This window comes from Wolbachia endosymbiont of Anopheles demeilloni, from assembly GCF_018491735.2.
GTDB lineage: Bacteria > Pseudomonadota > Alphaproteobacteria > Rickettsiales > Anaplasmataceae > Wolbachia.
In genome coordinates this window covers 557,522-581,190 of record NZ_CP084694.1, presented here as the reverse complement: position 1 = coordinate 581,190, position 23,669 = coordinate 557,522, and the positions used below count along the sequence as shown (strand labels likewise).

22 protein-coding genes, 1 tRNA gene, 1 other RNA gene and 5 pseudogenes are annotated in these 23,669 nt (G+C 33.9%); 18 read left to right on the top strand and 11 right to left on the bottom strand.

Features of this window, described 5'->3' with window-relative positions; translation table 11 throughout:
* The first annotated feature begins 8 nt into the window (after positions 1-8).
* From rpsL to JSQ73_RS03150, 4 genes and pseudogenes are all read left to right on the top strand, one after another.
* Positions 9-377 (top strand): 30S ribosomal protein S12, encoded by a 369-nt coding sequence (gene rpsL / locus JSQ73_RS03165; RefSeq protein WP_214249546.1) that lies wholly within the window; start codon positions 9-11, stop codon positions 375-377.
* A gap of 3 nt (positions 378-380) precedes the next feature.
* Entirely contained in the window at positions 381-857 is a 477-nt protein-coding gene (gene rpsG, locus JSQ73_RS03160; protein WP_214249545.1) for a 30S ribosomal protein S7, read from the top strand.
* A 21-nt stretch (positions 858-878) separates the two neighbouring features.
* Positions 879-2,954, top strand: a complete 2,076-nt coding sequence (fusA, locus tag JSQ73_RS03155; RefSeq protein WP_214249544.1) for an elongation factor G — start codon at positions 879-881, stop codon at positions 2,952-2,954.
* A gap of 12 nt (positions 2,955-2,966) precedes the next feature.
* Positions 2,967-3,104, top strand: a pseudogene (locus tag JSQ73_RS03150) (GTP-binding protein); the annotation flags it as partial.
* A gap of 138 nt (positions 3,105-3,242) precedes the next feature.
* On the opposite strand, the pseudogene tnpA reads toward JSQ73_RS03150, so the two are convergent.
* Positions 3,243-3,555, bottom strand: a pseudogene (gene tnpA / locus JSQ73_RS03145) (IS200/IS605 family transposase); the annotation flags it as partial.
* Between the two features lie 321 nt (positions 3,556-3,876).
* Here tnpA and JSQ73_RS03140 point away from each other — a divergent pair.
* Both JSQ73_RS03140 and JSQ73_RS03135 read left to right on the top strand, forming a co-directional pair.
* Positions 3,877-4,485, top strand: coding sequence for a superoxide dismutase (locus JSQ73_RS03140; RefSeq protein WP_214249571.1), 609 nt, complete (start codon positions 3,877-3,879; stop codon positions 4,483-4,485).
* 1 nt (position 4,486) lies between these two features.
* Positions 4,487-5,761: a M16 family metallopeptidase gene (locus tag JSQ73_RS03135; protein ID WP_214249570.1), complete on the top strand. Its 1,275-nt coding sequence runs from the start codon at positions 4,487-4,489 to the stop codon at positions 5,759-5,761.
* Here the strand turns inward: JSQ73_RS03135 and JSQ73_RS03130 are convergent.
* The 3 genes from JSQ73_RS03130 to nuoE form a co-directional block, all read right to left on the bottom strand.
* Positions 5,758-6,075, bottom strand: a complete 318-nt coding sequence (locus JSQ73_RS03130) for a WD_0736 family protein (RefSeq protein ID WP_214249569.1) — start codon at positions 6,073-6,075, stop codon at positions 5,758-5,760. The genes JSQ73_RS03135 and JSQ73_RS03130 overlap by 4 nt on opposite strands.
* Before the next feature lie 104 nt (positions 6,076-6,179).
* Positions 6,180-7,391, bottom strand: a complete 1,212-nt coding sequence (gene tgt, locus JSQ73_RS03125; RefSeq protein WP_214249568.1) for a tRNA guanosine(34) transglycosylase Tgt — start codon at positions 7,389-7,391, stop codon at positions 6,180-6,182.
* Positions 7,392-7,892, bottom strand: coding sequence for an NADH-quinone oxidoreductase subunit NuoE (gene nuoE, locus JSQ73_RS03120; RefSeq protein ID WP_214249567.1), 501 nt, complete (start codon positions 7,890-7,892; stop codon positions 7,392-7,394).
* Positions 7,893-8,156: 264 nt separating this feature from the next.
* Here nuoE and JSQ73_RS03115 point away from each other — a divergent pair, with 264 nt between their 5' ends.
* Both JSQ73_RS03115 and rnpB read left to right on the top strand, forming a co-directional pair.
* Positions 8,157-10,388 carry a hypothetical protein gene (locus tag JSQ73_RS03115; RefSeq protein ID WP_214249566.1) on the top strand — a complete coding sequence of 744 codons (2,232 nt, stop codon included), beginning with the start codon at positions 8,157-8,159 and terminating at the stop codon, positions 10,386-10,388.
* Between the two features lie 157 nt (positions 10,389-10,545).
* An RNA gene (gene rnpB, locus JSQ73_RS03110) (RNase P RNA component class A) lies at positions 10,546-10,894 on the top strand.
* Positions 10,895-11,248: 354 nt separating this feature from the next.
* On the opposite strand, the gene JSQ73_RS03105 is transcribed toward rnpB, so the two are convergent.
* Positions 11,249-12,019, bottom strand: coding sequence for a response regulator transcription factor (locus tag JSQ73_RS03105; protein WP_214249565.1), 771 nt, complete (start codon positions 12,017-12,019; stop codon positions 11,249-11,251).
* 323 nt (positions 12,020-12,342) lie between these two features.
* On the opposite strand from JSQ73_RS03105, the gene JSQ73_RS03100 reads away from it, so the two are divergent.
* From JSQ73_RS03100 to JSQ73_RS03085, 4 genes and pseudogenes are all read left to right on the top strand, one after another.
* On the top strand, positions 12,343-13,320 hold the full coding sequence (locus JSQ73_RS03100; RefSeq protein ID WP_214249564.1) for an NAD(P)H-dependent glycerol-3-phosphate dehydrogenase: 978 nt from the start codon (positions 12,343-12,345) through the stop codon (positions 13,318-13,320).
* Between the two features lie 19 nt (positions 13,321-13,339).
* Positions 13,340-13,821, top strand: a pseudogene (locus tag JSQ73_RS03095) (phosphatidylglycerophosphatase A family protein).
* Entirely contained in the window at positions 13,811-14,602 is a 792-nt protein-coding gene (locus tag JSQ73_RS03090; protein WP_214249563.1) for a GNAT family N-acetyltransferase, read from the top strand. Before JSQ73_RS03095 ends, JSQ73_RS03090 begins: the two are co-directional and overlap by 11 nt.
* A gap of 34 nt (positions 14,603-14,636) precedes the next feature.
* Complete coding sequence (locus tag JSQ73_RS03085) at positions 14,637-15,773, top strand: hypothetical protein (protein WP_214249562.1); 1,137 nt, start codon at positions 14,637-14,639, stop codon at positions 15,771-15,773.
* 3 nt (positions 15,774-15,776) lie between these two features.
* On the opposite strand, the gene JSQ73_RS03080 is transcribed toward JSQ73_RS03085, so the two are convergent.
* The 6 genes and pseudogenes from JSQ73_RS03080 to JSQ73_RS06750 form a co-directional block, all read right to left on the bottom strand.
* Positions 15,777-16,565: a succinate dehydrogenase iron-sulfur subunit gene (locus JSQ73_RS03080; RefSeq protein ID WP_214249561.1), complete on the bottom strand. Its 789-nt coding sequence runs from the start codon at positions 16,563-16,565 to the stop codon at positions 15,777-15,779.
* Positions 16,566-16,619: 54 nt separating this feature from the next.
* Positions 16,620-17,078: an rRNA maturation RNase YbeY gene (gene ybeY / locus JSQ73_RS03075; protein ID WP_214249560.1), complete on the bottom strand. Its 459-nt coding sequence runs from the start codon at positions 17,076-17,078 to the stop codon at positions 16,620-16,622.
* A gap of 348 nt (positions 17,079-17,426) precedes the next feature.
* On the bottom strand, positions 17,427-17,825 hold the full coding sequence (locus tag JSQ73_RS03070) for an EVE domain-containing protein (RefSeq protein WP_214249558.1): 399 nt from the start codon (positions 17,823-17,825) through the stop codon (positions 17,427-17,429).
* Positions 17,825-19,009, bottom strand: coding sequence for a cell division protein FtsZ (gene ftsZ, locus JSQ73_RS03065; protein ID WP_214249557.1), 1,185 nt, complete (start codon positions 19,007-19,009; stop codon positions 17,825-17,827). The genes JSQ73_RS03070 and ftsZ overlap by 1 nt, the downstream gene beginning before the upstream one ends.
* Before the next feature lie 238 nt (positions 19,010-19,247).
* Positions 19,248-19,691, bottom strand: a complete 444-nt coding sequence (locus JSQ73_RS03060; RefSeq protein WP_214249556.1) for a hypothetical protein — start codon at positions 19,689-19,691, stop codon at positions 19,248-19,250.
* 78 nt (positions 19,692-19,769) lie between these two features.
* A pseudogene (locus JSQ73_RS06750) lies at positions 19,770-21,246 on the bottom strand (YifB family Mg chelatase-like AAA ATPase).
* 46 nt (positions 21,247-21,292) lie between these two features.
* Between JSQ73_RS06750 and JSQ73_RS03045 the strand changes: the two are divergent.
* The 6 genes and pseudogenes from JSQ73_RS03045 to rplA form a co-directional block, all read left to right on the top strand.
* Positions 21,293-21,433 (top strand): annotated as a pseudogene (locus JSQ73_RS03045) (EF-Tu C-terminal domain-related protein); the annotation flags it as partial.
* Between the two features lie 12 nt (positions 21,434-21,445).
* A tRNA-Trp gene (locus tag JSQ73_RS03040) sits at positions 21,446-21,518 on the top strand.
* 10 nt (positions 21,519-21,528) lie between these two features.
* Positions 21,529-21,738, top strand: a complete 210-nt coding sequence (gene secE / locus JSQ73_RS03035) for a preprotein translocase subunit SecE (protein ID WP_214249541.1) — start codon at positions 21,529-21,531, stop codon at positions 21,736-21,738.
* Positions 21,728-22,564, top strand: coding sequence for a transcription termination/antitermination protein NusG (nusG, locus tag JSQ73_RS03030; RefSeq protein WP_214249540.1), 837 nt, complete (start codon positions 21,728-21,730; stop codon positions 22,562-22,564). Before secE ends, nusG begins: the two co-directional genes overlap by 11 nt.
* Before the next feature lie 2 nt (positions 22,565-22,566).
* A complete protein-coding gene (locus tag JSQ73_RS03025; RefSeq protein WP_214249539.1) occupies positions 22,567-23,007 on the top strand; it encodes a 50S ribosomal protein L11 in 441 nt (146 codons plus the stop codon).
* Positions 23,008-23,011: 4 nt separating this feature from the next.
* Positions 23,012-23,665, top strand: coding sequence for a 50S ribosomal protein L1 (gene rplA / locus JSQ73_RS03020; RefSeq protein ID WP_214249538.1), 654 nt, complete (start codon positions 23,012-23,014; stop codon positions 23,663-23,665).
* Positions 23,666-23,669: the final 4 nt, after the last annotated feature.

Genomic DNA, 23,669 nt, shown 5'->3' with positions numbered 1-23,669 from the left:
TACAGTATATGCCTACGATAAATCAATTAATATGTAAAGGTAGATCAGGGTTAACTCGCAAGAAGAAGGTGCCAGCTTTTGGAAAATGCAATCCTCAAAGAAGGGGTGTTTGCACTAAGGTATATACTACAACTCCTAGAAAGCCTAATTCAGCACTACGTAAGGTAGCTAGAGTAAAGATTAGTGGATACGGTGAAGTGACGGCTTATATACCTGGCGAAGGTCATAATTTACAAGAGCATTCCGTTGTTTTAATTCGTGGTGGGCGAGTTAAGGATTTGCCGGGTGTACGTTATCACATAATAAGAGGTGCTCTTGATCTACGTGGTGTGCAAAATCGAAAGAAAGCTCGTTCAAAATATGGTGTAAAGAAATAATTTATGGCACGTCGTAATAAAGCAAAAAAAAAAACAAGCCCTGACTCTCGTTATGGTAGTGTCTTGCTTATGCGTTTTATTAATATAATTATGAAATGTGGTAAAAAATCTATTGCAGAAAAGATTGCTTATAGTGCTTTGTCCTTAGCTGAAAAGAAAATAGGCAAAGATGCCTTATCAATTTTTGAAACAGCAGTAGAAAATGTTACCCCTTCTATAGAAGTACGCTCTCGGCGTATTGGTGGTGCAACTTATCAAGTCCCTGTTGAAATCCGTCAAGATAGAGCAATTTCTTTGGCATTAAGGTGGATTGCTAGAGCAACTTCTGCTGCTCGAAAAAAGAGCGGTAGAACTACTGTTTATTGTTTGCAGTCTGAAATATTAGATGCTTATAATAAATGTGGTGGTGCATTTAAGATGTGTGAAGAAAAGTATAAAATGGCTGAAGCTAATAAGGCATTTTCTCATCTTCGTTTTTAATATTAGCTGATTGATTGTGGTATGGAAGTTTTAATATCTAGGTATAGAAATATAGGAATAATGGCTCATATAGATGCTGGCAAGACCACCACAACAGAGCGTATTTTATTTTATACTGGTAAACAAAATAGGATTGGTGAAGTGCACGATGGTGCAGCTTCTATGGATTGGATGGAGCAAGAGAAGGAGCGTGGCATTACAATTACCTCTGCTGCAACAACATGTTTTTGGAATGATCATAGGATTAATATAATAGATACTCCTGGTCATGTTGATTTCACTATTGAAGTTGAGAGATCTTTGAGAGTTTTGGATGGTGCAGTTGCTGTATTTGATGGAGTTGCTGGAGTTGAGCCTCAGTCTGAGACAGTTTGGCGTCAAGCTGATAAATATACCGTTCCTCGTATCTGCTTTGTTAATAAAATGGATAGAATCGGGGCAAATTTTTATCGATGTGTCGATATGATAAAAACAAAGCTTGGCGCATCACCTTTAGTTATTCAGTTGCCAATAGGAAGTGAGAAAGATTTTAAAGGCATAATAGATCTTATTTCTATGAAAGCTATTATATGGCAAGAAGAAACATTAGGCGCTAAATTTTCTTGTGAAGATATTCCTTCTGATTTACTTGATAAGGCTCAAGAGTATCGAAATCTTTTATTAGATGCTGCAGCTGAAATGGATGATGAGGCGATAAATACTTACTTTGAATCTAACGATCTGCCAATTGATTTATTGAAAAGGTGTGTGAGAAGAGGGACCATTAAAGGAAAATTTGTCCCTGTATTATGTGGGTCAGCTTTTAAAAACAAAGGCGTGCAATCACTTTTAGATGGTGTGGTTGATTTTTTACCCTCTCCTATTGATGTTGATGTAATTATTGGAATTGATCCTAAAGATTCAGAAAAGAAAATTGAGATCAAACCTTCAGAAAAAGAGAAATTCGTTGCTCTTGCGTTTAAAGTGATGACGGATAAATTTGTAGGTAGCTTGACGTTTATTCGTATTTATTCCGGTAAGTTAAAATCTAAATCTGCTGTGTTAAATGCTGGAAAGAATGAGACTGAAGGAATTGGTAGAATGTTGCTTATGCATGCAAATAACAGAGAAGATATAAACGAAGCTAAAGTTGGTGATATAGTTGCCTTAGTTGGATTAAAGAAAACAATTACTGGTGATACTTTATGTTCATCTGATTTTCCTATACTATTAGAGCGTATGGAATTTCCTGATCCTGTTATTGAAACTGCTATAGAACCGAAAACTACCTCAGATCAGGAAAAATTAGGTGTTGCTTTGAATAGATTGGTTGCAGAAGATCCTTCTTTAAGGATGTCAGTAAATGCGGAGAGTGGGCAGACTATATTGAAAGGTATGGGTGAGCTGCATCTTGAGATTATTATTGATAGAATGAAGCGCGAGTTTAATGTTGAAGCTAACGTTGGTGCGCCTCAAGTTGCATATCGTGAAACTATCACTAAATCTGTTGAAATTGATTACATTCATAAAAAACAATCAGGTGGTGCTGGTCAGTTTGCTAAAGTTAAAATAAAATTCGAACCTCTTGAGCCTGGTTTTGGCTTTCAGTTTGAAAGTAAAATTGTAGGCGGTGCTATTCCAAAAGAGTATATACCTGGAGTGCAAAATGGCTTAGAATTGATAAAAGAAGGTGGTATAATTTCTGGCTTTCCATTGATTGATTTTAAGGCTACTCTTCTTGATGGTGCTTTTCATGATGTTGATTCTAGTCCTTTGGCTTTTGAACTTGCTGCTAAAGGTGCTTTTAAGGAAATGGCAAATAAAGCTGGTCCAAAAATGCTAGAACCTATAATGAAAGTGGAAATCATTACTCCTGAAGAATATATGGGTGATGTTATGGGTGATATAAATAGTAGAAGAGGCAGTGTTGTTGATATGCTGGATTTAGGTAATAATAGCAAAATAATTACTGCTTCGGTTCCTCTTGCAAATATGTTTGGTTATATAAATGTTTTGCGTTCTATATCTCAGGGAAGAGCTCAGTATAGTATGCATTTTTCTTGTTATGAACAAGTGCCACAATATGTGGTTGATGAGTTGAAGTTAAAGTATAATTAAAAGTTAGTAATTATGACAGCGATAGTAGAAGCATTTGGAAAGCCGCATGTAAACGTGGGAACGATAGGACATGTGGATCATGGGAAGACAACGTTAACAGCGGCGATAACAAAGCACTATGGTAACTTTGTAGCATATGATCAAATAGATCCAGATTTCAATAAAATTGAGCATCATTGGTTTGCTATAAAAAACAGAGCCAGAAATAATGTACCTCTGTTCAAATCTTTTCATCAAGCTGTCGATTCTGCTTTTCTTCATTTGTTTCCACTATTATGAGAACAGCTATACATTTCCGCTATTCCTGACAAATGCCCATAACCCAGTATCTTTTTTTCAGCTCTGGAAAGTTTTGCTGTATTTTTCTGGAACTTTTTCCTTTTATTAACTGTACTAACTTACTAATACTTAAGTATGGGGGTACAGAAACGTATACATGTTAACGCAACTCTACCTCTGATAATTTCTACTTTCACATACTTCTTGTACAATTTCTTTAGCTTTCTGTCCAATATCTCCAACTAATACTGGATATCGATATTTTGTTATCCACACTATGTGATATATATACAGAGTTACTGCTTTTTCTATAATATTCCACATTCTTTGAGATTTTTCACCTTAAAATTATATTCTTAAAAGGATGGTTTAGGGTTTTTCTTCCAAATTTGGGACAATAAACGGACTTATAGAAACTATTTTGTGGAACTTCGTTACCTCGAACGCTTTTGGTAGGAACTGTTCCATATCGAGAATACTTCTTAAAATTTTTATATAAACTTGACATATTACCCCTCTAAAATAAAAACATAATTATCTTACTAATATCGCTTGTTTTAGAATAAATGCAATCACTACCTAATTAAATTATCTGTTGCGCAAAAGCACATATTACCATACCATCAAAAATAAAGAGGTCAGCATGAGTTTTACTTTACCTGAATTGCCATATGATAAAACAGCTTTAGAGCCTTATATATCTGTAAAGACATTAGATTTTCATTATGACAAGCACCATAAGGGATATTTAAATAAGCTCAACGAACTGGTTGAAAACACAGATTATCAACATATGGAAATTGAGGAATTAGTAACGAAAGTTCATGGAAATAATAATACAGTTCCTATTTTTAACAATGCAGCACAAGTTTGGAATCACACTTTTTATTGGAATTCAATGAAAAAGAATGGTGGTGGTAAGCCTCAAGATGATGGTCTTCTAGCAAAAAAAATTCAAGATGATATTGGTGGCTTTGACAAATTTTGTGAAGAATTTTCAAATTATGGAGTAAGCCAATTTGGTAGTGGATGGGTGTGGTTAGTTCTTGAAAAAGAAAAACTCAAAATCACTAAAACTCCAAATGCGGATCTACCGCTAATTTATGGCCAGGTGCCACTACTTACTATGGATGTATGGGAGCATGCATACTATTTGGATTGCCAAAATCGCAGAATTGACTACATAAAAGTTTTTCTTGATCATTTGATCAATTGGGATTTTGTAGAAGAGAATTTAAAGAAGAATATATAAGATGAATATACCACAAGTAACAAAACTAAATAATGGTCTGCGCATAATAACTGAGCGAGTGCATGAAGTTGATTCCGTAGCTTTAAATATACGAATTGGTGTTGGTAGTAGAGCTGAAAGCGCAAGTCAAAATGGAATATCTCATTTCCTAGAGCACATGGCTTTCAAAGGAACGAAAACGAGGACTGCATTTGAAATTGCAAAAGCTTTTGATGATATAGGTGGAGCCTTCAATGCCTGCACCGGTAGAGAAAGCACCAGTTATTACGCAAAGGTTCTTAAAAAAGATATAAAGACTGGCATTGATATATTAATAGATATATTAATGAATTCTACATTTCTAGAGGATGAATTGGAACACGAAAAGGGTGTTGTAATACAAGAGATTTTTCAAACTAATGATTCACCGAGCGATATCATTTTTGATAAGTATTTTGAAGCAGCTTATAAAGATCAACCATTTGGTAGGTCAATCTTGGGTACGCAAGATACTGTCAAATCTTTTACTCGAGCTCATCTAGATAACTACATAAATGAGCATTACTTTGGCGAGAACATTATATTTGCTGTTGCAGGAAATGTTGAACATGAGGAAGTTGCTCAATTAATCAAAGACTTTCTCTCAAAGATTCATTCAAAAGAGCTGAAAAAAAGCGAGAATGCAAGTTATACCGGTGGTGAGTATTTAGAACATCGTAAATTAGATCAAGTACATTTATTAATTGGTCTACCTAGTGTTTCTTGTGATGATAATAGATATCACACATTCAAAGTTCTTGATGCCATACTGGGAAGCGGAATGTCATCACGCCTATTTCAGGAAGTAAGAGAAAAGCAGGGTCTTGCTTACTCCATTTACTCATTCAACTCTAGTTATGCTGATACAGGAATGCTCTCCATTTTTGCCGGTACAGATAGTAGTAATCTAGATAAGCTTTTAAAATCCATAACGACAGAGCTAAAGAAATTGTCCACAGACGATCTGAAGGAAGAAGAAGTAAATAGAGTAAAAGAGCGAGTAAAATCCCAAATTTTAATGTCACGCGAAAGTGTTAGCTCGCGTGCTGAAACGTTAGGACACTACTACGGCAACTATAATAAATACATCAGTAAAAACGAATTAATAGAAAAAATTAGTGCTGTTACTATTTGCGATATAAAAAAAGCAGCAGAAGAATTGCTATCTCAGCATGAAAAAATTACTTTAGCTACGATTGGAGAAATTAATTCACTGCCAAGTTACGATAAAGTGGTTTCTATGCTTAGTGTACTTTAGTTATGTTGCTTATGCTCACTAAAAAGTTCAATGAATGGTTGCAAAATTCTTTCTATAAAAAGTTTGCTTTCTGGTTCATCGTATATACCACTAATCATTTTATTGAAAGTTTTTTCGCTGTTTTGTAAAAATAAATAGCTTTCTACTGATTGCACAATAGACAAGGCAGTTAAAATTCCTCCTGTCACTAAACAAGAAGCTATAGCAGGTACAGTACCCACTGCAATTCCAGTTGCGATCAATGATAAACCAGCTAAGGGTGTAAAGGCTGAAACGCAAAACGCTATTTGATGTTTTTCTTTATTTTTAACCATAAAATGCCTCACAAAATTATATTTCTAGTATACCCGTATATATACGGTACTGTCAAGTTTTTAAAGAAGATTAAAAAATGCAACGCACATTTACAAAATATGAACTAGGTATATAATTCACAATGCAACGGTATTTCACTAATCCAATTATTTTTTTCCTGATCTAGCCTATCATTCAATATTGCTTGTCTTATTGATTCCATCAACTTATTCATGAAGAAAACATTGTGAATGGTAACGAGTGTGTAAGCCAGCAATTCCTTCGCTTTTAGTAAATGGTGTATATAGGCTCTTGAATGTTTTCTGCAAGTAAAGCACAAACAGTCATTTTCAATTGGGTTATCATCTAGTTCGAATCGTTGATTTCGCAAATTAATATGCTCTTTACACTTTGAAGAAATAGAATCTCTGTTTTTTACTTTAACAAGTGCGCCACCATGTCTTGCGAGGCGAGTTGGATGCACGCAATCAAATGTATCAACTCCAAGCTCTACTCCACGAAAAATGTCTACAATTCCACCAATACCAAGCAAATGAGTAGGCCTATCTTTTTTTAAATGTTCCATAGTAAAGGAAATTACATCATACATCTGCTCTTTACTCTGACCAAGCGATCCACCTATTGCTTGACCAAAAAACGGCAAGTTGTTGATAAAATCACAACTTTCTCCACGTAAATCTTGATACACTCCGCCTTGGCTAATTCCATACAGTGCCTGTTTGCCATTATTATTTTTTTCAAACTCATTTAAAGAACGTTCAGCCCATCTATGGCTCATGAGCATTGATTTTCTTGTGTATTCTTTACTGACATGGAATGGAGTACATTCATCTAAAACTAGGATTAAATCTGCACCTAATTTTTGTTGAATTTGTATAGACTTTTCAGGAGTTAGACAATAAGTTTTACCATTTATGTAAGAACGAAAAATTGCCCCATCTTCGTTAATTTTGATCAGAGTTTTTTGCTTCTGTCTTATTCCCTTTATTTCTTCCGAAATTGACCCGTGCCCTAAACTAAATATCTGATATCCACCAGAATCAGTGAGCATTGGTCCACTCCATCCCATCATCTTGTGCAAGCCACCAAGTTTTGCCACAGTATCCTCTCCAGGTTGAAGCATTAGGTGATAAGTGTTGGAAAGTATTATCTGAGTACCTGCTTCTCTGATTTTTTCGATATCTGCAGCTTTAATGGCAGCTTTGGTTGCACAAAATATAAATGCTGGTGTTTCTATGTTTCCATTTTGAGTTTTAATTGTGCCAACTCTTGCAGAACCTGATTGCTTGGTTATCCTAAACGAAAACTTTTCCATCTATTTGCTTGAAAGCTCTGCTATGATATTTTCCGCTTTTTCAGGAGTGAGATTTTCATAAAAGTCATTATTGATCTTCACCACAGGGGCATTAACGCATGCACCAAGACATTCAACTTCCTTTAAAGTAAATAGATTATCTTTAGTAGTTTCACCGATATTGATTCCTAGTTTCTTTTTAAAGGTATTTAACACTTCTTCACTATTGCACAACCAGCAAGGAGTTGTTCTACAAATTTGTATGAGATATTTACCTACTGGTTTTAAATTATACATGGTGTAAAAATTTGCCACTTCATATACACGAATATGTTGAATATGAAGCATGTCAGCAACGCAGCGCATGGCAGATTCAGGAACCCATCCGCATTGTTCTTGAACCAGGTATAGTAAAGGCATGACGGCACTACCTTCTCTACCTTTAGGATACATCTCTATAGACTTTTTCGCTTTTCTGAGATTGTCTGATGTAAAACTAAACTGTTCTTCTTTCTCTTTCATCTAATAAGGTTCGTGTAAATCTCAACAAATTATACTTGAAGAGTTAACAATTGCAATTGTTGGTTTTTTGAGCTCTACAATATTATATCTGTAGAGTGGTATTGCTCGTGCACTCAATTTGTGAATTCTTTACTGCTACTCATTTTCCATATTTCGCTTTGCAGATTATAAATATATTAATTTCTTAATTTTAGTTAAAATTTTCATTGACATTAACACGCAGAAATAATCATAATAGCATTTATTAAGATTTTAAATATAATTATGTCTATATTAAGTAGATTATTTGGAGTTAATACAACTATACTGAAAGTTAAAGAAGCGATAGGTTTTAATCCAAAAAACGTAGGGTTGATTGAAGGAAATGGAGTTACTTATGGACTCAGCTATCAAGATAACGGCAATGGAAGCAGTAGAGTAAAGTTACTTATTAGCTCACTATATCAATCAAAAACATACGAGTGTGATACAGGTGTCAACGTAGCAAATGAATTTAAGGGCCAATTATCTCCCACACTAATAGAAAATTCAGCTGAAGTAGATAAAGTTGGAGTTATCTTTCCTACAGAAGAAATTAACCAAGAAGGAAAAAAATACATAAAAAGTTTAATATTTAACACTTATAAAATTCAACATTCAACTAATGCACCCTCAGTTGAGCATTCAGGAAAAGTAAAATTACAAAAAAACATTAATAACCATAATGATGCAAGTAAAGGCAATAGCTACTTTCAACCAAAAGAAGTGAAAGTTGGTAATGTTGTTGTAGTTGCTCATAATTTAAAGGATCAAGCTTTAGTTTCTTGGTATTTACAATCAGACACGAATGGAAAATTTAAAGCTTTATCTGGAGTAAACGGCATCATAGAAAGAAAATTATTCAAGTTTAATAATCCAGGGCAATTAGTATTGGATGAAAATACGATACTTTATACGCAGATAAAGACTACTAAAAACCAAGAAGTAAGAACAAATATTTTTAAGTTCGATATGGCCAAAGTGGTTGAGGATCTAAAAAGTGGAAAGAAAGATGAATGTTTGCTTAGTAAGAAAGGATGCCAATTAAATATAGCACCATCTACTATCTATAATCCAGGAAAAATAAACTTTTTACAGTATGTAAGACGAACTGAAGGTGATGATTTAGTTGCTTTTCTTGCGAAAAAACAATCTTCTAATACGCAAGAATTGCCTTTAGCAAGGCTTGCTAAGAGAGGACCAAAATCAAATTTTACTGTTTGTGAATGTGAAGATCCTATAGAACAATTGTATGTTAAAGACAATGGCCAAGGAGGTTTTATCGTCACTGCGGTCAGTGGAGAGAGTATTATAACTTTTAATAGAGAGAGCTCTGAAAAATCTTCTGAAGCAACGATAGTACCGATAAGCAGTATCAAAGCTCTCAGTGATTTTGTTAATATCATTAACGGCCAATTGATGCCTAGTATTATTTCCAGCAGTACTGTGGCTCCTATAACTGTTACAGAGATGGTTGTGACTTCTAAGAAAACGATGACTGCTGCAATTACTAGCACAACAGAAACTGACACTGTAAAGACTACCAAATTAACAACAGAAGCATCAACTATCATTGTACCAACTTCCACAATGAGTAAATCTTCAACAGAGTCAACAACTCAGGCAAGCACAGTAACAGTGGAGTCAAAAACAGTAGCATCAACTACCACTGCACCTACTTCTACAACGAGTAGGCCTTCAACAGAGTCAACAATTCAAACAAGTACAGTAACAGTGGGGCCAACAACAGTAGCAAAAACAACTACTACTCCACAAGCGATCACAGTTGCTACAACGTCAACTAGTGCACCGATAGTAAATTCAGAAGCTGAGACAAGTACTGTAAAATCTATAGCCGCGACTGTTGAGTCAACTTTTACAGCAAGCAGTACTACGATGAGTAAGCCTTTAACAGAATTAACAACTAAGATGAGTACGTCATCAGAACCAACAACAGTAGCTGAAACTATTGCGACTTCACAAGCAACTATGATTACTACAATGCCAACTAATGCGCCAACAACAAACTCAGAGAAAAATATACAAACATTGTCCATTATGCCAAGTACTAGAACAAAAGCAACAACTCCTCTGTTCACTACAACTTTACTTCCTCAAACTACTCCTTCACCACAGCCCGCTCAGCTTGCTATAGAGTCTAATAGGGCAGGAATGATAGGTGGGTCTTTGCTTGGAGCGATAATAAGTATTGCTGGAATTATAGGATTCATAGCATACAAATATGTTAAAGGTCGTAATGCTGCTCTTGTGTTAGAACTAACTAATTTCAATGATAGAAGGCGATCATCTTCAAGTGGCAATAGCGATGAAGAAATTTTTATCGCTAATAACAGAATGAGACATATATCTATGCGAACTATGGATCAATCTGAAACAGTGCTAAACAGTATATCGGTGGAGAGTAGTAATCGTTCAAGAAGTAGCTCATCGTCTTCAAGCGGTGGAACAGGGTCTTGACTGACTAAGCTAGAATCTAAAAGTGAAAAAAGCTTATCTTGGGATAGCGATGATGTACCGAAATATCACCTTTAGCTATTTGTCTGAATGTTTTTAGTATGTAGACTGTTAGGAAATTTTCTTTTGCTTTTGTGATTTTAATGTTAAAGTATAATTCCTAGGTGCAATAAGTAGCTGCTATTGTGTGATAAACACAGCAGAGGAAAGTCCGAGCTCCAAGAAAAGGTAGTGACGGGTAACGCCCGCCGGAGGTAACTCCAGTTATAGGGCTACAGAAAATTACCGCCTAAATATTATTAGGCAAGGGTGAAAAGGTGTGGTAAGAGCACACCATAACAATGGCAACATTGGTAGTCAAGTAACCAACACTAGGAGCAAGATTAAATAGAAGTAGATTCTATGTTTTTCTCATATCTACTCGGGTAAATCGCATGAAGTAAATGGTAACATTTACTCTAGATAAATAGCTACATAAACAGAACTCGGCTTACATTTCACCTAGGCAATGCATGAATGTCAGCCATACTATGTAAATGTATCAAACATTTCACATACCCTGTACGCTCAATTTGACCACCTATATTCCTTTTACTTCTTGGCTTATCTCTTTTTTTATTTCCTTTTGAACTTAACAAAGCTTGAATTTTAACCGAGCTTTTCCTTTAACTCGTCATTCTCTATCTCTAAAGCCTTACTTTCTTACCTATAACTTTTTAGCTCCGCTTCCAACTTTTCTATCTTTTGTTGCAAATCTTTGTAAAGTTCTAAAAGACTGACCACGTTACCTCACTTTTAGGATTAGTTTTTATCTTACTAAATCTACCTTTTCGCTTCTTCAATCAACAAGTAAATAAAGCATTTCATGCGCTGTCCTTCACTTGTTCTGCTTGATAGTCACTACTGCTTTCGCTTATATTAGCACTAGAGTATTCTTCATCGTCAACATACTCTTTTAGAACATATCCTTTACCCCAAACGGTTTCTATGTGGCTTATTCCATCATTTGCACTTTCAAGTTTTTTACGTAATTTACACATAAAAACATCAACTATTTTGTTGTCTGAAGGTTCGTCCAAGCCATTGTAAAGATGGTTTAAAAACATTTCTTTTGTCAACACTGCTCCTTTACGCAATGCCAGCAATTCTATCATGGAATACTCTTTGTTAGTAAGGTGAACTGTTTTGCCTTTTACCTCAACAATTCTGTGATCAAAATTGATATTCATATTACCAATATTTATCACTGATTCAGGATGACCTTTAGTACGTCGGACTATGGCCTTAATTCGAGCTAATAATTCGCTCTTGTGAAATGGTTTGGTTAAGTAATCGTCGGCACCATACCCAAGTCCTTTAGCTTTATGGTTGGCAGCGGATATACACGAAAGTATTAAAACAGGAACTTTGATTTTTGCACTTCTTAATCTTAACAGTATATCATATCCATCAATATCACCAGGCAGGTGTATATCTAGAATAACTAGATCGTAATAGTCTCCACCCGAGGAAACCATATTATTGTTATAATCTTGTGCAGAAGTAACAACGTCGCAAAAATGTCCATCAGAAGTTAAGGCATTAACTACAGTCCTTGCACTTACTTGATCATCTTCAATTAATAATATACGCATATTTTACACCCCATAAATAATTTATAATTTTAGTAATATATATAACCAAGGAAAGTAACAAATCAAATTTTTATTAATGAATAATAGAAATTACACTTATTAATTAATAGTTAATGTGTCGTTCCAAAATTATACAAATAGATCTAAAATACAATAGATATACTATAATAATACTATTTTTAGTAAATATTGAATAGAAGCTATTTTTATTAAAAGAATACTTAGGTTAATAGATATTTGAACTATTTTATACTTTTATGTTATATTTTTAATTTACTTATTCTACAGTTTTAAATTATAAGTAATACTTTCAGGAATATTGAGTGATAATATCAGTTTTAGGTGCTGGCGCATGGGGTACAGCAATTGCGATTTCATTAAGTAGTAAGAAAAATGTAATTTTGTGGACTCGCAATAATGCCATGTTTGAATCAATTAAAGAGAAAAGAGAAAGTGACAAGCTACCTGATTGTCCAATTTCTGATAATGTGTCAGTAAAATTAGCTATTGAAGATGCAGTGAATGCTTCAGTAATAATTCTAGCTGTTCCCACTCAGTCTCTAAGGGAGATATGTCATCAATTGAATGATTGTAACCTAAAAAAAAATGTAGCAATAATTTTGGCTTGTAAGGGAATAGAAAAATCTACATTAAAATTACCTAGTGAAGTAGTCAATGAAGTTTTACCTAATAATCCTCTTGCTGTTTTTTCTGGTCCTAGCTTTGCTATAGAAGTTGCAAGAAAATTACCATATTCGATGGTTCTTGCATGTCAAAATGAAGTATTAGGTTTAAAATTAGTATCAGAGCTACAGCAAGAAAATATTAAATTGTACCTTAGTAGCGATGTTATAGGAATACAGGTTTGTGCAGCGTTAAAGAATGTTTTTGCTATAGCATGTGGGGTTGTTCTAGGTAGGTTTGGGTTTAATGCTCATGCAGCATTAATTACGAAAAGTATGAGTGAAATTAAGGCTTTATACTCAGCAAAAGTTGGTGACGGCAATGTAGATATAAATACACTACTTGGACCAGCATGCTTAGGCGATTTGGTTGTGACATGCACATCATTAAATTCAAGAAATCTATCTTTTGGATCTAAAGTAGCTAATAGTAATGGTTCTAGTGCTCAGCAGATTTTATCAGAAGGTAAATCGGTAATTGAAGGTTTTAACACTGCTAAGTCTGCATTTGATTTAGCAGAAAAGCTAAAGATAAAAATGCCCATATGTGAAGCGATCTATAGATTGCTATATGAAAATACTTCTATAGAAGATACTATTTCTGTTCTTGTAAATTAGTTTTATATTTCGGTATATTGTGAAATTTTTATATAAATTAATATCAACATGGTGGCTATCTGGCACGGTAAAACACATGCCAGGTACTATAGGCAGCTTGGCTGCTTACCCAATTGTTCCTATATTACTCAATGACAGAATTTTAGGTACAGCAATTATTTTTTTTTATTCTTAGTTGGATTATGGTCTACAGGCAATTATATACAACATTACAAAGCTCCGCATGATCCAAAAGAGGTAGTAATTGATGAAGTAGTTGGTCAATTGCTGACAGTACTTCTAGTTTCAATATTATTAGAACAAGAAATGAATAGCTCTGTATTATTGGTGTGCTTTTTCTCCTTTAGGTTTTTTGATATAATAAAAGTGTGGCCTATAAATTTGATTGATAAAAATACAAAAGGTCCTTTAGGTATTATGCTAGATGATGTTGTAGCTGCAATTTTAGCCTTTGTTTTTATAGGAGCCTTTTATTGTTTATTCTTGTTTTATGCAGAATAAAAAAATTTGTTATTCAAGCTTAATTATTCAGAACCTAAAGGATTATATACTTTATGCAACGAATTTGTCCAAGTGGGAAATATATGACGAATTTGATAATGTTATATTTACAGTAAATGGTACCAGAGAATCGTTATTTAATTTTGTGTTTTGTGAAGATCAATGTACTGAGCTTTCCATATGCAGAACTCTAGATTATCTCAAAGCACGAAATATAGAAGCAACATGGATAATAAGTCCACGTATAAAAATAGGAGGTATTTTAGAAAAATGCGAAATAAAACACGTTAGCACACCAAAAAAAGTTTTACTCAATATAAAAGATTATTTTTTGCCTGATGATGTTGTTCCAAATTTGAAGTTCAATGTTGTAAATAGTAGTGAGCTCTTAGAGCAATTAGATTTACACACTTCTAAAATTTTTTGTCATAGAATTAGTATTGTTAGCACATTTTTTCGCCAATTATCGAATTATGATGATAAGAGCTCAAGGTTAAGATTTTTTCTTGTAATGCTAAATAACGAAATTGTTGGAACATGCGGTCTTTATATTCAAGACAGCATAGCTGGTTTTTATAGCGATGGAGTTTTACCAATTTACAGGGGTCGTGGAATAGGAACTCAAATGGTTCTAGAAAGAATAAAGATAGCTAGGCAATTTGAATGCAAATACATAGTAGCACATTGCATGAAATCTTCTGTAAACCTTTATAAGAGATTAGGCTTTAGGGTATTAGGCAATCTTCACTTATATACCTCTTCAGTACAATCTCTTTGCTGAGAGGTACAAATTTTTATATTTGTTTTAGAATACTATGTTTTTTTTGTATGAAATAGTTTTACTACTAATTCTAGTATTCTTCTTTTTCTCATATTCTAAATTAAAAATTAGTAATAAAATTAAGGACTTACAACATCAAAATGTTATCATAAATAATTTAATAGATACTGTGAATGATGGATTTTATATTTGGGACGCAAAAAAACGTATAGAAAAATTTTCTCCCAATTTACTAGTTTTGCTTAATACTGTTTTTTATTCATTTAATGAGTTTGTAAATTTTTTTGAGCAATCAGAAAGCTTAATTAAAAGTTTTGCTGAGGCAAAGGAAATAAATAAATCTTTTACTCTAGATTTAAAGTCAAAAGACAGTGAGGTTTATTGCACATGTTATGGTAAAAGCATAATAGATTATTCTAATAATGTGATTGGTGTGTTGTTATGGATAAGGAATATCTCCGATTATAAGATAAAAGCTAATGAACTTGAATTAGAAAATAGTAAGCTTATGCGAGAATTGGAGAACTATAAAAAAATTTTTGACTCTTTACCATTTCCAATACTGAAGCACAATAAGAATAAAAAAGTAAGGTTTTATAACTTATTTTATGATAAATATATAGGCAGCTCTAAAAAATTTACTGTTGCGAGTGGCTCCTATAACGTAAAACCAGGAGAGTGTGTAATAACTTACAAGAATGAACCTAAGGTTTTTAATTTTGTTGAAGTTCCAATGCAAAATTCTAATAGCATAGTAATGTATGGAAAAGATATTAGTGATGAAAAAAAATTACATACTGAGCTAAGCAATTGTTTAGCTGCACAAGAAAGTTTGCTTGAGAAGCTATCGATTGCTGTAGCGATATATAGTAAGAATCAAAAGCTAAAATTTTATAATAATGCTTTTATAAAAACTTTTCAGTTTGATCCAAAATTTTTGGAGTCTTATCCAACTTATCACGAGATTATGCTTCACCTATTTGAATCTAAAAAGCTTTTAGGAAAAAAGGATTTTCAAACTATTAATAATCAAAGACATGAGTTGTTTAAAAGATTACTGGAATCATATGGTGAAACAATACATTTCATGAACGGAAGAACGTTTAGAGTATTAACAATACCCTATGCTTCAGAGGGTCTACTATTTTCTTACGAAGAGTGCCAGAAATAACACTCAAATTCCTTCTCTCTCTACCATAAGCTGTTTTACTTTCGCTATCGCTTTTGCTGGGTTAAGCCCTTTCGGGCAGGTTTTTGTACAATTCATTATTGTATGACAACGATACAACTTAAATGGGTCATTTAAAGAAGCAAGTCTTTCTTCTTTCTTATTATCACGACTGTCAGCAATCCATCTATAAGCTTGCAGTAATGTCGCTGGCCCTAAAAATTTATCACCATTCCACCAATAGCTTGGGCAACCAGTAGAACAGCAAGCACATAGTATACAATCAGACAGACCATCCAATTTTTTTCTATCTTCAGGAGATTGAAAGTATTCTTTATTTTGCAAGGCAGATTTATCTGTTTGTAACCAAGGTTTAATCGATTTGTATTGCTCATAAAATTGGCTTAGATCTGGAACTAGATCCTTTACTATATACATATGAGGTAGTGGATATATTTTTACTTCACCTTTTATATCATGTATAGATTTAGTGCATGCAAGAGTGTTGGTACCATCAATATTCATTGCACAAGATCCGCATATTCCTTCTCTGCAAGAGCGTCTAAAAGTTAAGGTTGAATCTATTTCATCCTTTATTTTTATTAATACATCAAGTACCATAGGGCCACAATTATCCATATCGATAAAAAATGTGTCTATTCTTGGATTTTTATCATCATCAGCAGACCAACGATAAATTTGAAATCTTCTAATATTTTTTGCTCCAGTAGGAGTAGGATAAACCTTGCCCTTTTTATTAACTTTAGAATTTTTTGGTAAAGAAAACTGAACCATATTGCTTACCTTTTACAGCTAAAACCCCTTTTTTGTAAATAACATATTTTGGTATTATCTACCATACTTTTCCTTTTCAAATTCAAGCAAAGCTAAAATCTTCCTCTCTAAACTTTTCATTATAATTTCTTCATCTTCTTTTTGATGATCATAGCCAAGTAAATGCAGCAATCCATGAACTAACATGTGTGCAGTGTGAGTGAGGATAGATATACAGTACTCATGAGACTCTCTTTCTATTGTATCTACTGCAATTGCTATGTCTCCTAGATCACATTCACTAGATAACTGTTCGCATGGAAATGATAGTACATTAGTTGGCTTATCTATTTCTCTAAACTTGAGATTAAGTTGATGTAGCAAATTATCATCAGCGAGAGCTATTGATATATTTGGTTTATAATGATCTATTTTTAATTCTTTTAGAGAAGCGTTAATAATATTTAATACAAAACTCTTTGGCTCCTTAGTAATACTATGCCACCTCTTATCAAGAATATTTACTTCTAACATGAATAAAGCACCATAAAGGACATTATCCCATCACTTGACATTGGAACCCAAAAAAGAAGAATTATAGACCATCGTATCATACACACAACTATACGAATATTGTACACTAGAAGTATGTCACCCCAGTGCTCCGATATTGGAATCCAGGAATTCTTATTAGACATTAGGTGAGTGAATATAAAAGCTATATTAAAACACAACATTTTTAATGTGGTTGTATTACAGCTGGATTCCAGTGTCAAGAACTGCTTTGTGTTTGATGAAAAATCGGCTACTTCGAAACAAACACTCATACAGCTGTATGTTGTGTGCTGAGGTAATATTGTTTGGAAACTGAAACAACAGGTATTACACATCACTCATCCTTATTATTTCATTCCACTCAGTCTCTAAAACTGGAGAAACTGATAAACGTGATTGTTTTAATATAACCATATTTTTCAAAAGTGGGTTTTGTTTTATACTGTTTAACGTCACTTGGTTACTTAAAGGTTTCAAAAGTTTTACATTCACTAGTCCAAATTTGGAATTATAAACATGATAATACTCCTTTAATACTTCAACTATTCCAAGTATAACTCTTTCTTTACCTGTATGATAAAAAAATGCAAGATTGCCTAATTTCATAGCTCTCATGTAATTTTGAGCTTGATAATTGCATACACCATTCCACTGCGTCACCTGCTCCTTTCCCATTTTTTGCCACGAGTATTCACTTGGCTCTGACTTGAGTAGCCAAAATTGCATTATTTTTTTCTTCTTAAATAAGCTGGTATATCATAAACATTGCTACCCCACTTAACTCTTTCGTTTGTTTGCTCAGTTGAAGCATATTCTTTTGTTTCTAATATTGGAATTTGATTATAAGGCCATTTAAAATTTTTTTCCTCTGCTGGGATCTTGTTTTGATTAACAGATGAATTGTCGTTACAGCTATCAATGCCAGTTGCAAGAACAGAAACTCTAACTCTTCCCTCCATCGCCTGATCAAAAGTGGCACCAAATATTATATTTGCATTTTCATCCACTTCTTCACGCACTCTATTGGCTGCAGCATCAACTTCAAATAGAGTCATATCTCCACCACCAGTAATATTAATCAATATTCCTTGCGCACCTTTCATTGATACATTATCAAGTAATGGATTAGATATCGCAGCCTCTGCAGCACTAATTGCCCTATCTTCTCCTTCTGCCTCTCCAGTACCAATCATTGCTTTACCCATCTCACTCATTACTGTTTCTATATCAGCAAAATCAAGATTAATCAGTCCTGGCATTATCATCAAATCAGTTACTCCTCTTATGCCAATATGCAGAACATTATCGGCGAGTTGAAATGCGTCAGCAAATGTAGTTTTCTCGTTAGCAATTCTAAATAAATTTTGATTGGGAATGACAATAAGTGTATCTACGTATTTTTGCAACTCTTCAAGTCCAAGCTCTGCAATGCGCATACGTCGCACACCTTCAAAACCGAACGGCTTAGTTACAACTCCAACAGTCAGTATCTTTTTTTCTTTTGCTCCTTTATCTTTAACTACCGCTCTTGCTTCTCTGGCTGCTTTTGCAATTACCGGTGCAGCACCTGTTCCAGTACCACCACCCATCCCTGCTGTGATAAAGAGCATATGGCTATCTTTTATATGCTCCATAATTTCATCAATTGATTCTTCTGCTGCACCTTTACCAACATCAGGCAAGGCACCAGCACCAAGGCCCTTAGTTAAGTTGATACCAAGTTGAATTTTTTTATCACATAATGACTTCTCTAACGCTTGAGCATCGGTATTTGCTACAACAAAATTTACCCCTTGCAAATTGGATTGGATCATGTTGTTTACAGCATTTCCGCCAGCACCACCCACTCCCACAACGGTAATCCTTGGGTGTAATACAGGTAGCTCTGGTAAACTAAGGTCGATTGACATTTAAATTTTACTCAAATATTAGTGAATTCACTTGATAACAAGTTACTGCTTTTTTAACAATATGCAAACATTTTTCATTTTGATATATGAAAATAGTAAACAAGATTTACTTATTCTTAACATTATTAATCAGTAGATGTAATGATTAAAGACTTTCAAATAACACTGCTTAAGATGTAAAAAAAAATTGTAAAAAAGGGATAGAAGCCTACCCCTTTTTATTGGAAGTTGCTACTAATTAAGCAGTATGTGTTGGTTGCTGGACCCTAAGTATTTCTTGAATTGTACCTACTTCTATCTTACTACTTGGTTCTTTATCCGCAACTAATTTACTTACTTTTTCAATCTGACCTCCCTTACCACTTTTTTTATATGCAAGCACAGGTGCAGTTATTAAAGCTGCTACTGCAGCAAGAACTACCAAACTAGCAATGAGTGGATGAGCAACTGCAAATGCAGACATTGCAGTAATAGCAGGACTAACAAGTGCTGCAGCTTTTGTTCCAACTGTACCAACAAAAGTTGCATAAGCTGGACTTAAAAAATAAGCAGCCGTAAGCGAAGCTACTGCTGCAATTGCCACAAAAGTGGCAGCTGTTTTATACGGATGTTTTGTTACAAAACCATAACCCTGATTATAAACTTCTTTAACTTTACTTTTGATTGTTTCTACTGTCGGCATAACTGTACTCCTAAAATATTAAAATTTCACTAATCGTAGTATATGGCAAAAAAAAAGTTTTCTGTCAAGCAGATTAACTTATTTACACATTCTTATTCTGTAATTCAGCGCTTCTGCAATGTGTGCTCTTTTTATTTCCTTACTTTTCGCAAGATCTGCAATGGTTCTTGCGACTCTTAATACACGTGTATAGCCTCAATTGGAAATATAATTTTCTTTCAGTACGTATTTTAGCAATTCTAACCCTTCCTGATCTGGTTCAGTGAATTTATTTAATACTTCACCACTGACTTCTGCATTGCAACGAATATTAAATTTACTATAACGCTCAGTTTGAATTTTTCTCACTGCTATCACCCTTCCTCTTATAACCTCGGTACTTTCTCCCTCCACAGAGATTTCAGGAGAAAGTATGCTAAAGTTTGGCATTTCAATTCATATGTCTATTCTATCAAGCAATGGTCCTGATATTTTGTTTTTGTAATCTGTGACACACTTTGGAGCTTTGTTGCATGATCTACTTGCATCACCTAAGTAACCGCACCTGCAGGGATTCATTGCAGCTATAAGTTGAAAATTAGCTGGATAAGTAATGTGAGCATTTGCACGTGCAATAGTAACTTTTCTATCTTCAAGTGGTTGACGTAGAGAATCAAGCACAAGCCTTGGAAATTCAGGTAGCTCATCAAGAAATAACACACCATTGTGAGCCATGATGATTTCCCCAAGCTTTGCATTTTTCCCTCCTCTTATCATCGCTGACATCGAGCATGAGTGATGAGGTTCACGAAAGGGACGAGTTACTTTAAATGTTTCGTTATCGGCTTTTGTTATGCTAGAGATAATATTAAAATCAATCATCTCCTGCTCAGTCAAATCAGGTGATAGCCCTATTAAATCGCTTAGCAAGCATTGACTTTCCAGTATCAGGAGGTCCAACAAGAAGCATATTGTGTCCACCTGCTGCTGCAATTTCAGCTGCTCTTTTTGCAACAACTTGACCTTTAATATCCTTTATATCTGGAACTGAATTTTTTTCTTTGGGTGCAGCACTATAGTTAAAAGTTACCGGCTGAATTAACTGCTCACCCTTAAAATGTCTGATAATATCGGTTAATTTCTCTATAGCCAGAATAGAAATACTCTTTACCCATGAAGCTTCTACTCCATTTCCCCTTGGGCAAATTACTCCTTTATTTGCCTGTTTTGCATTGATTGCTGTTGGAAGTACTCCTGAGATTGGTATGACTCTGCTGTCTAGTGCAAGCTCGCCCATAATTATATAAGACTGAACTTTTTCAACTGGTATCATATTCATTACAACAAGTAACCCAACAGCAATAGCTAAGTCATAATGACTACCTTCTTTAAGCAAATCCGCAGGGAAAAGATTAACCGTAATCCTTTTTGGAGGTAACAGAAGATTGATTGAATTTAACGCTGCCCTGATACGCTCTCTGGATTCTGCAACAGTTTTATCTGGCAGTCCAACAATATTGACTGCTAGTACAACATTGCATAATTCTATTATGGCTATTTTGATCAAAATTTGCAAGACTTTTTATTCGAAATACTATATACAAGTGGTTATGGTTGAAAAGGAGATGGTAATGCCAGGAGACAATGTAAGTATAGAAGTGGAGTTGCAAGTACCAATAGCAATGGATAAAGGATTGCGTTTTGCGATAAGAGAAGGTGGTAGAACTGTTGGTTCTGGCGTTGTTTCAGAAATTTTAGAGTAAATTTTGAATTATAGGAGTGTAGCTCAATTGGTAGAGCGCTGGTCTCCAAAACCAGAGGTTGTAGGTTCAATTCCTATCGCTCCTGCATTAATATTATGGTAGAAATGTTAAAAAACCTGTATGTTTTTTTTTGCGATATAAAGCAAGAAATAAGGAGAATTGCTTGGATAAAAAAACAGCAGGTATTGTCATCTTTTTTTATTATAATAATTGTTATATTATGCTTTTCGATTTTCTTTTGCTTCGTAGATTTTATGTCTCTTTACATAATTAAGACTTTATTTAAAATTATTTATGAAATATAAGTATAAATGGTATATCATTAAAGTCGATTACGGGTATGAAAAGGATATATGCGAGTTGGCAATCAATACTGTTTACTTTAAGGAAGTGTTTATTCCTTATCAGACAGTATGTGATGTAAAATCTGGTATAAAAGAGTTATGTGAAGTATATATATGTATGCATCTGTGTGATGAAAGCAAAAATATTTTGAATCAAATGATTGGGTTTTGTGGTGATGAGTCTAGTCATTTTGAGATGATTTCAGATGATGAAGTAATTTTAAAACGTAAGGAATTTAATAGGTATAAGTGGTACATTTTAAGAATTGCCTCTAATTATGAAGAGAAAGTGCGCCAATATATATTAGAAAATTCTATGAGATTGAATATTAATAATTATTTTAATAAGGTTTTTCTTCCTTGTGAAGAATTAAGTGAGATGGATTTAAAATCTAAAAAAAATGCTAAACGAAGGAAGTCTTTTCCTGGTTATGTCTTTTTATACATGAATTTATGCGATGAGGTATTAAATTTTATTAATAATATACCAAAATCTCTTAAGGTTTATGGATTTTTGAAAAATGGTAATATTCCAAAGGTGATTGAGGATAATGAGATTCGTTCAATGTGTAGTGCGCTTTACAATGCTCAAGAAACGAAAAAATTGAGTTATGGTTATGAGAAAGGTGAAAAAGTAAAAATTAATGATGGTCTTTTTCAAAATTTTACTGGTAAGGTAGATATGGTAAATGACGAGAAGAAAATTATTAATGTTGAAGTATCAATCTTAGGTAAGCCAACAATAATAGAGCTTGATTTGGCTCAAGTAGAGAAAATAGAGGATTAATTATGAGTAATATAGTTGCTAAGATTAACTTACTTATGGAAGCTGGGAAAGCACTTCCAGGACCGAAAATTGCTTCAGTACTTGGCCCGCGTGGTATACCTGTTCCTAAATTTTGTGAAGCTTTTAATAAAGCTACTAGCGCTGCTAACGCTAGTTATAAAGTAGGTGATTTAGTAACAGTGAGAATTTCCATAAAGGATGATCGCTCTCATGATTTTACTGTCAGCGGTCCGCCTGTGGCTTATTTTCTTAAGCAGGAAGCTAAATTAAGTAAAGGTTCTGGTAATTCTGGTAAAGAATTAGTGGCTAAATTATCTATGTCTGCTATCATTAAAGTGGCAAAGTGTAAGATGGTTGATATGAAAGTGGATAATGAAGATTCAGCAGTGAAGATGGTTATAGGCACTGCAAAATCTATGGGTATAGAAGTTGTGGAAGGTTAGATAAATGAGTACATATAATGATAATTCTAAGCAGTGTTTGGAGAAGATTGTTGAGTCTGCTTCAGTAAAATTTAATGAATCAGTTGATATCGCAGTCAATTTAGGTGTGGATTCACGTAAATCTGAAGAGCAGGTGCGTGGTACAGTAGTTTTGCCTAAAGGTATCGGGAAGAATATTAAAGTAGCTGTTTTTGCTCAAGATAAACATTTATTAGAAGCTGAAAAAGCTGGTGCTGATATTACAGGAGGAGAAGATTTGGTTGAAGAGATAAAAAAAGGTAGAAAGTTGAATATTGATTGGTGCATCACTACTCCTGATTTCATGGCAAAAATCACTCCTATTGCAAAAGTATTGGGTGCTAAAGGGCTGATGCCTAACCCTAAATTTGGTACTGTGACTTCTAACATTGCAGAAGCTACTAAAACCATTAAGTCTGGTCAAATAAAATTCAGGACGGATAAAAATGGGGTTATTCATGGTAAATTAGGAAGTATTAAATTTGATATTGATGATTTGCTGGAAAACTTAAAAGCCTTTCTTAAAGTAATTAGAGACAATAAACCTGCTTCTGTGAAAGGAGTTTACTTTAAAAGCGTTTTTTTAAATTCAACTATGGGTAAAGCTCATAAAATAAACAAAGTAGAAGATATAATTTAAGGGA

Bases quoted from the DNA above. Each gene is read 5' to 3' on its own strand.
- JSQ73_RS03140 (WP_214249571.1), top strand. From the start codon at position 3,877: ATGAGTTTTACTTTACCTGAATTGCCATATGATAAAACAGCTTTAGAG.
- ybeY (WP_214249560.1), bottom strand. From the start codon at position 17,078: ATGTTAGAAGTAAATATTCTTGATAAGAGGTGGCATAGTATTACTAAG.
- JSQ73_RS03130 (WP_214249569.1), bottom strand. From the start codon at position 6,075: ATGGTTAAAAATAAAGAAAAACATCAAATAGCGTTTTGCGTTTCAGCC.
- JSQ73_RS03090 (WP_214249563.1), top strand. From the start codon at position 13,811: ATGCAGAATAAAAAAATTTGTTATTCAAGCTTAATTATTCAGAACCTA.
- rplA (WP_214249538.1), top strand. From the start codon at position 23,012: ATGAGTACATATAATGATAATTCTAAGCAGTGTTTGGAGAAGATTGTT.
- JSQ73_RS03085 (WP_214249562.1), top strand. From the start codon at position 14,637: ATGTTTTTTTTGTATGAAATAGTTTTACTACTAATTCTAGTATTCTTC.
- JSQ73_RS03060 (WP_214249556.1), bottom strand. From the start codon at position 19,691: ATGCCGACAGTAGAAACAATCAAAAGTAAAGTTAAAGAAGTTTATAAT.
- nuoE (WP_214249567.1), bottom strand. From the start codon at position 7,892: ATGAAAGAGAAAGAAGAACAGTTTAGTTTTACATCAGACAATCTCAGA.
- JSQ73_RS03135 (WP_214249570.1), top strand. From the start codon at position 4,487: ATGAATATACCACAAGTAACAAAACTAAATAATGGTCTGCGCATAATA.
- tgt (WP_214249568.1), bottom strand. From the start codon at position 7,391: ATGGAAAAGTTTTCGTTTAGGATAACCAAGCAATCAGGTTCTGCAAGA.
- rpsG (WP_214249545.1), top strand. From the start codon at position 381: ATGGCACGTCGTAATAAAGCAAAAAAAAAAACAAGCCCTGACTCTCGT.
- JSQ73_RS03025 (WP_214249539.1), top strand. From the start codon at position 22,567: ATGAGTAATATAGTTGCTAAGATTAACTTACTTATGGAAGCTGGGAAA.
- JSQ73_RS03105 (WP_214249565.1), bottom strand. From the start codon at position 12,019: ATGCGTATATTATTAATTGAAGATGATCAAGTAAGTGCAAGGACTGTA.
- nusG (WP_214249540.1), top strand. From the start codon at position 21,728: ATGAAATATAAGTATAAATGGTATATCATTAAAGTCGATTACGGGTAT.
- JSQ73_RS03080 (WP_214249561.1), bottom strand. From the start codon at position 16,565: ATGGTTCAGTTTTCTTTACCAAAAAATTCTAAAGTTAATAAAAAGGGC.
- ftsZ (WP_214249557.1), bottom strand. From the start codon at position 19,009: ATGTCAATCGACCTTAGTTTACCAGAGCTACCTGTATTACACCCAAGG.
- JSQ73_RS03115 (WP_214249566.1), top strand. From the start codon at position 8,157: ATGTCTATATTAAGTAGATTATTTGGAGTTAATACAACTATACTGAAA.
- JSQ73_RS03070 (WP_214249558.1), bottom strand. From the start codon at position 17,825: ATGCAATTTTGGCTACTCAAGTCAGAGCCAAGTGAATACTCGTGGCAA.
- rpsL (WP_214249546.1), top strand. From the start codon at position 9: ATGCCTACGATAAATCAATTAATATGTAAAGGTAGATCAGGGTTAACT.
- fusA (WP_214249544.1), top strand. From the start codon at position 879: ATGGAAGTTTTAATATCTAGGTATAGAAATATAGGAATAATGGCTCAT.
- secE (WP_214249541.1), top strand. From the start codon at position 21,529: ATGGTAGAAATGTTAAAAAACCTGTATGTTTTTTTTTGCGATATAAAG.